Annotated in this window: 5 protein-coding genes; 4 read left to right on the forward strand and 1 reads right to left on the reverse strand. The window is 71.3% G+C overall.

Annotated features, from left to right (window positions below; genetic code table 11):
* Window positions 1-38: 38 nt before the first annotated feature.
* A complete protein-coding gene (locus tag ACWGDX_RS32795) occupies window positions 39-1517 on the reverse strand; it encodes an MFS transporter (protein WP_453631500.1) in 1479 nt (492 codons plus the stop codon).
* Window positions 1518-1791: 274 nt separating this feature from the next.
* On the opposite strand from ACWGDX_RS32795, the gene ACWGDX_RS32800 reads away from it, so the two are divergent.
* From ACWGDX_RS32800 to ACWGDX_RS32815, 4 genes are all read left to right on the forward strand, one after another.
* On the forward strand, window positions 1792-3630 hold the full coding sequence (locus ACWGDX_RS32800) for an MFS transporter (protein ID WP_453631502.1): 1839 nt from the start codon (window positions 1792-1794) through the stop codon (window positions 3628-3630).
* 164 nt (window positions 3631-3794) lie between these two features.
* Complete coding sequence (locus ACWGDX_RS32805) at window positions 3795-4445, forward strand: class I SAM-dependent methyltransferase (protein ID WP_453631503.1); 651 nt, start codon at window positions 3795-3797, stop codon at window positions 4443-4445.
* 22 nt (window positions 4446-4467) lie between these two features.
* Window positions 4468-5496 carry an N-acetylmuramoyl-L-alanine amidase gene (locus ACWGDX_RS32810; protein WP_453631505.1) on the forward strand — a complete coding sequence of 343 codons (1029 nt, stop codon included), beginning with the start codon at window positions 4468-4470 and terminating at the stop codon, window positions 5494-5496.
* 285 nt (window positions 5497-5781) lie between these two features.
* Complete coding sequence (locus ACWGDX_RS32815) at window positions 5782-6633, forward strand: DUF5336 domain-containing protein (protein WP_453631507.1); 852 nt, start codon at window positions 5782-5784, stop codon at window positions 6631-6633.
* The last annotated feature ends 42 nt before the right edge of the window (window positions 6634-6675 follow it).

Genomic DNA, 6675 nt, shown 5'->3' on the forward strand with positions numbered 1-6675 from the left:
CCCCGGAACCGCGGACCGCCCCCTTGCCGGTCAGCCGGTCACCCGTCCGAGGAGCCGCGCGGCAGCCACAGCACCATCAGCACAGCCCCCGCCAGCACCACCGCGCCGCCCGTCCTGAACGCCAGCGCGTATCCCTCCGTCAGCGCCTGCGGACTCGTACCGCCCGCCGTACGGGACGCCGCCACCGTGGACAGGACGGCGAGACCGAGCGCCCCGCCCATCGTCCGCGAGGTGTTGACCAGGCCCGAGACCAGACCGGCGTCACCGGGTTCCGCGCCGCCCGTGGCCAGCGCCGCCAGCGTGGTGCCCGTCAGCCCCAGACCGGTCATGATCAGCAGACCGGGGCCGAGGATCGACGAGAGATACGGTCCGTCCGGGGTCAGCATCGACTGCCAGCCGAACCCGGCGACCGCCACCAGCGCCCCGATGACCGCGACATTCCGGGCACCCGCCAGGGACATCAGCCGGGGCGCGATCTTCGAACCGAGCACAATGCTCAGAGAGCTCGGGACCAGCGCGAGACCGGCCTCCAGCGGCCCGTATCCCAGCACGTTCTGGGCGTAGACCGTCATGAAGAACCAGACGGCGAAGGACGCGGAGCTACAGACGAACATCGCCGTGTTCGCCGCCGACACCGCCCGTACCCGGAACAGCCCCAGCGGCATCAGCGGCACCCTCGTCCATGCCTCCACCGCCACGAACAGCCCCAGCAGCACCACTCCCCCGGCCAGCGGCAGCAGGGTGTCCCCCGCGCCCCAGCCCCGCTCCTCGGTCTGCACGATGCCGTACGCCAGCGCCGCCAGACCGCCCGTGACCAGCACCGCGCCGGGCAGGTCGAGGCGCCGTCCCGTATCCCTGCGGCTCTCGGTCAGCCACACCGCGGCCCCGGCCAGGACCAGCACCCCGACCGGCACATTGATCAGCAGCACCCATCGCCAGGAGAGCAGATCGGTGAGCACGCCGCCGATGAGCCCGCCGGCCGCCCCGCCGCCCGCGCCGACCGCCGTCCAGGTGCCTATGGCCCGGGTCCTGGCGGCTCCGGCCGGCACGGCCGAGGTCAGGATGGCGAGCGTCGCGGGCGCCAGTACGGCGGCGCCGAGGCCCTGTACGGCGCGGGCGGCCGGCAACTGCCAGCCCTCCTGGGCGAGTCCGCCCGCGACGGACGCGAGGGTGAACACCCCGAGCCCCGTCAGGAACATCAGCTTGCGGCCGAAGAGATCCGCCGCCCGTCCACCGAGCAGCATAAAACCGGCGAAAGCGATCGAATAGGCGTTGAGCACCCACTGAAGACCACCGGCGGAGAGCCCGAGGTCCGCGCGCATCGACGGCAGTGCGACATTCACCACAGACACATCGAGGACGACGAGGAACTGTCCCGCACAGGCGGTGAGGATCACCGCCCAGGTTCGGACACCATTACGGGCGGGGCCATTTGGCCCCTTTTGGGCGATTGACCCGGATATGTCTGCGTTATCGGCGGCTTCGGAATCCGCGGCGGCTCGGACCATGCGCGTCATGGTCGCAGCCCAGGAGCGAGCCGTACATCGGATTGCCGGAGCGCGTTTCCGCCCGAGGGGCGGGACGCACGGACCCTCCGCCGGGGTTTCCCATCTGACGAACCGTCAGAAGAAAGCGCACCGGCGTCGGACCGTGTTCGTACCGCGTTCGCCGGAATAACGCGGCGACGGGGAAGGTTGCACACTGCACCCACTTGGCGGACCGCGCTGTCCGCCCGTCCCCACCGCCACGCCCCTGCCCCGACTCTCTCTTTCCTGCCCGGAGGACGCACGTATGCCACAGCCGACAACCGATCAGCACCCGGAGGCCTCCCCAACCCGTGAGGGCGGTGCCATCGTCCCCGTTCTCGCCTTCGCGGGCATCACCGTGGCGGTGATGCAGACCCTGCTCGTGCCCGTCATCAAGGACCTTCCCGCACTTCTCCGCACCTCACCCGCCGACGCCACCTGGGTCCTGACGGCGACCCTGCTGGCCGGTGCCATCGCCACCCCGATCATGGGCCGGCTCGGCGATCTCTTCGGCAAGCGCCGGATGCTGCTCGCCAGCCTCGCCGTCATGGTGATCGGCTCACTGATCTGCGGATTCACCGACGATCTCGTCATCATGATCGTCGGCAGGGCGCTCCAGGGCTTCGCGATGGGCGCGATACCCCTCGGTATCGGCATCATGCGGGACGAACTGCCGCGCGAGCGCCTCGGCTCCGCGATGGCGCTGATGAGCTCCTCCATCGGCGTGGGCGGCGGGCTCGCCCTGCCCGGCGCGGCCCTGGTCGCGCAGAACGCCGACTGGCACGCGCTGTTCTTCTGCTCGGCCGGTCTCGGCGCGCTGTCGATCCTGCTCACCCTGCGCTTCGTACCCGAGTCGTCGGTACGGGCCACCGGCGACTTCGACTGGCTCGGCGCGATCGGGCTCTCCGCGGGGCTCGTCTCCCTGCTGCTGCCGATCACCAAGGGCGGCGACTGGGGCTGGGGATCGACCACCACGGTCGGGCTGTTCGTCCTGGCGGTCGTCATCCTGCTGCTGTGGGGCGTGATGGAGCTGAGGAGTTCCGCGCCGCTGGTCGATCTCCGTACCACCGCGCGCCGTGAGGTGCTGCTCACCAACCTCACCTCGATCATGATCGGGGTCGCCTTCTACGCGATCTCGCTCGTGCTGCCCCAGCTGCTCCAGTTGCCCAGGTCCACCGGTTACGGTCTCGGCCAGTCGATGCTGGTGGCCGGGCTGTGCGTGGCGCCGCTCGGGCTGGCGATGATGTTCACGGCGCCGCTCTACGCCCGGATCTCCGCGCGGCGCGGCCCCAAGGTCTCGCTGATGCTCGGCATGCTGATCATCGGTATCGGCTACGGGGCGGGCCTCGGCCTGATGAGCGCGCCGTGGCAGACCATCGTCATCTCGGTGGTCGTGGGCGCGGGCATCGGCCTCGCGTACTCCTCGCTCCCGGCGCTGATCGTCGCCGCCGTGGATCCCTCGGAGACGGGCGCGGCCAACGGTCTGAACACCCTGATGCGTTCCATCGGCACATCGGTGTCGAGCGCGGTGATCGGCATGGTGCTGGCCCATACGTCGGCCGTCTCGGACGGGGTGACACTGCCCACCCTGCACGGCTTCCGTATCTCGTTCCTGATCGCCACGGGCGCGGTGGTCGCGGGTCTGGTGCTGGCGGCGTTCCTGCCCTCGCAGCGGTCGGCGGCGAACGGGCCGAAGGCGACGTCCATGGCACCGAAGTCCCTGGCGTCGCTTGAGTCACTGGAAGCACTGGAGTCGCGGGGATCAGCCCCGGACGAGAGCGAGCGAGGACCGCAGCACACACTCGTCGCCGGGTCCGGCGGTTTCCGGGGACGGGTGCTGGACCCGGACGGTGCGCCGGTGGCGTGGGCGAATGTCACACTCATCGACGCCGGGGGCAGGCAGGCGGGGCTCACCACCAGCGACGAGAACGGCGCCTACGCGCTGCTGCCGCAGACCGGCGGGAACTACGTACTGGCGGCCACTGCGACGGGGTACGCGCCGCACGCGCGCCCGGCGGTGTACACGGGCGACGGTCTGCCGGTCGATGTCGATCTGGTGCTGGCGCAGAGCGCGCCGGAGCGCACCGCCGCCGTCTCCTCCTGAACGGGGGGGCACCCGTCCCGTCGTCGTCCGCCGGGCCGGCCCTGTTCCCCTCCGTCACCCCCGCGCACCCCCGGCTCCCGTACGGCCGGGGGTGTACGGCACCATGGGCGCCCGCGCTCCGGCAGGAACCGGTGCCTCAGCCGTCAGACCGAGAAGAGCCGCCCATGCCCGCCGGGACCGAACCCGCGTCCGACGTCCTCGCCGCCTTCCAGGCCGCCAAGGGGTTCATGCCCGTACACGAAGGGCTCGCCCTGTACGCGGCGGCCGCCGACGCCGGGGCGCTCGGTCTGCCGCTCCTGGAGATCGGTACGTACTGCGGACGCTCCACCCTGCTGCTGGCCGCCGCCGCGCGGGAGGCGGGGACGGTCGCCGTCACCGTCGACCACCACCGGGGCAGCGAGGAGCAGCAGCTCGGCTGGGAGTATCACGACCCGGCCGTGGTCGACCCGGACACCGGCGTCATGGACACGCTCCCCACCTTCCGGCGCACGCTCCACCGGGCCGGTCTGGAGGACCGGGTGATCGCGGTCGTCGGCCGTTCACCGCAGGTCGCGAAGGTCTGGGGCGGGCCGCTCGGACTCGTCTTCATCGACGGCGGCCACACCGAGGAGCACGCCAACGGGGACTACGAGGGCTGGGCACCGCATCTCGCCGAGGGCGGGCTGCTCGTGATCCACGACGTCTTCCCCGACCCGGCGGACGGCGGCCGGGCGCCGTACCACATCTATCTGCGGGCGCTCGCGTCCGGCGCCTTCACCGAGCTGCCGGGAACGGACTCCCTGCGCGTCCTGCGCCGTACCGGGCCAGGACTCTGACCATTCGCATTAGCATCGCGACGTGCCGTACCACAAGAACCACCAGCCCGAGCCGAGCCACCAGCCCGAGCCGAACCGGCGGACCGATGAGAGCCGGCAGTCCGTCCGACGCCGTTCCGGCCGGAGCGATGCCGCTGTCGCGGTCGGCGCGCTGGTGTCGGCCGCGCTGGCGGGGTGGCTCGTCTGGCAGGGCATGAGCGGTCCTGACGGTGGAGATCCGGCCGCCTCCGGCGCGTCCTCCAGCGCCTCCACCGCACCGCCGCCGTCCGGCGCGGAAGGCGGTGTGAACGAGGACGACGTCCCGGGGGGCTCGGACCCGATCGGGCCGTCCGGGCCGGGCGCCCCCGACGTCTCCGGCGCCCCCGTCGCCGCCGGCGGACCGCTCGCGGGAAAGGTCGTCGTGATCGACCCCGGGCACAATCCACGCAATCGCGAACACACCGCCGAGATCAATGAACCGGTGAATATCGGAACGACCAGCAAGGAATGCGACACCACCGGCACCGCCACCAACGCCGGTTACGCCGAGGCCGCGTTCACCCTGGATGTCTCCCACCGGCTGAGTTCCCTGCTCCGGAAACTCGGCGCGACGGTCGTCCTCACCCACGACAACGACCGTCCCTATGGCCCGTGCGTGGACGAGCGGGCCCGTATCGGCAACCAGGCGAAGGCCGACGCCGTGATCTCCGTGCACGCCGACGGTTCGGCGTCGGGAAACCGTGGATTCCATGTCATTCTGCCCGCCTCGGTGAAGGGCGGGGCGGCGGACACCACGGCGATCGTCGGTCCGTCGCGCGAACTCGGCGAGCACATCGTCGGCAATTTCGTACGGGAGACCGGCAGCGCCCCCGCCAACTATCTGGGCGGGGGCACGGGGTTGGACGTACGCGAGGACCTCGGCGGACTGAATCTGTCGAAGGTTCCCAAAGTCTTCATCGAATGCGGCAATATGCGCGATTCGCACGATGCCGCCCTGCTCACCGATGCGGAATGGCGGCAGAGAGCGGCCCGGGGGATGGCGGATGGAATCAGGGGATTTCTCACCAGCTGACCCCGAACGCCCGGTCGTCCGCCCGGTGGCCCGTCGCGCGACGGCCGTCCTGATCGCATGACGCGCCGTGTCGTCACACGGTCGTCACACGCCGCGTAACAGCTTGCCACCGAGCCCGGTAACAGGCCCGCTACCGCGCCTGATACCGGGCAGACGACCCGATCGGGCAGGCGATACATTCATCCGTACGATAGGGAGCCGCCCCCGAGCTTCGCACCGCGCACCGCCGTATGCCGGCGGCCCGCGTCGACCGCCCCGACGAGACGACAACGAAGGACTTCTCACGTGAACATCCGCTCCCTCACTCGAGGCGACGGCGTGGTGATCGGAGCAGCGGTGTTGCTGTTCATCGCCTCGTTCCTCAATCTGTACGAGTCCAGCGCGTTCGGATCGAGCAACGCCCCGAACGCCTGGGACTCGCTGGGCACCGTGATGAGCATCCACCTGGCCGGGGTCATCGCCGCGGCGCTGATCGTCACCTCCCGTGCGCTGCCGCAGCCGCGCAGGATCGCGGGGCTCGACCTCGGACAGTTCGGTGTCTCGCTGGCGATCTTCGCCGCGTGGACGGCGCTCTGGTCGCTGATCGGTCTGGACGGTATCGACGCGGGCAGCGGTCTGATCCTGGGCTTCGTCGCGGCCCTGATCCTCGCCGCCGCGGCCGTCGCCACTCCGCTCGTACCCCCGCTGAAGGCCGCCCTCGTCGGCGCGCCGAGGCCGCGTACCCCGCAGCCGTACGGCGGTCAGCCCGGCGCCACCGGGCAGGGATACGGCTACCCGGGCGGCCAGCAGCCTTACGGTGCGCAGGGCCAGGCCCAGGGTCAGCAGCCGTACGGCGCCCAGGGCGGACAGCCGGGACAGTCGTCCGGTCCGTTCGGAGGCGGGCAGCCGCAGGGGGGCGGGGCCGGCCGTCCGTCGGCGGGCGGCGCGACGCCCGCCGGGGACTTCGCCCCGTTCTGGTTCGCGGTGCCGGTGGCCCGTCCGCTGTTCGGTGAGGACGGCTCGCAGACGCCGATCGCCGAACTGGCGCCCGGCACCTGGTATCTCGCGGTCGAGCAGCGCGGTCCCGGTCTGGTGGCCCAGACGCAGGACGGGCGGCGCGGTGTGCTCCAGGACACCTCGGGCATCCAGCGCGGCTGACCCCGTACCGCCTGTACACGGCTACAGCGACGGCCTCCCGCC

Source organism: Streptomyces sp. NPDC055025, assembly GCF_053608565.1.

What these genes read in the sequence shown, in the direction of transcription:
- ACWGDX_RS32795 (WP_453631500.1), bottom strand. Translation starts at nt 1,517, where the DNA reads ATGACGCGCATGGTCCGAGCCGCCGCGGATTCCGAAGCCGCCGATAAC.
- ACWGDX_RS32800 (WP_453631502.1), top strand. Translation starts at nt 1,792, where the DNA reads ATGCCACAGCCGACAACCGATCAGCACCCGGAGGCCTCCCCAACCCGT.
- ACWGDX_RS32805 (WP_453631503.1), top strand. Translation starts at nt 3,795, where the DNA reads ATGCCCGCCGGGACCGAACCCGCGTCCGACGTCCTCGCCGCCTTCCAG.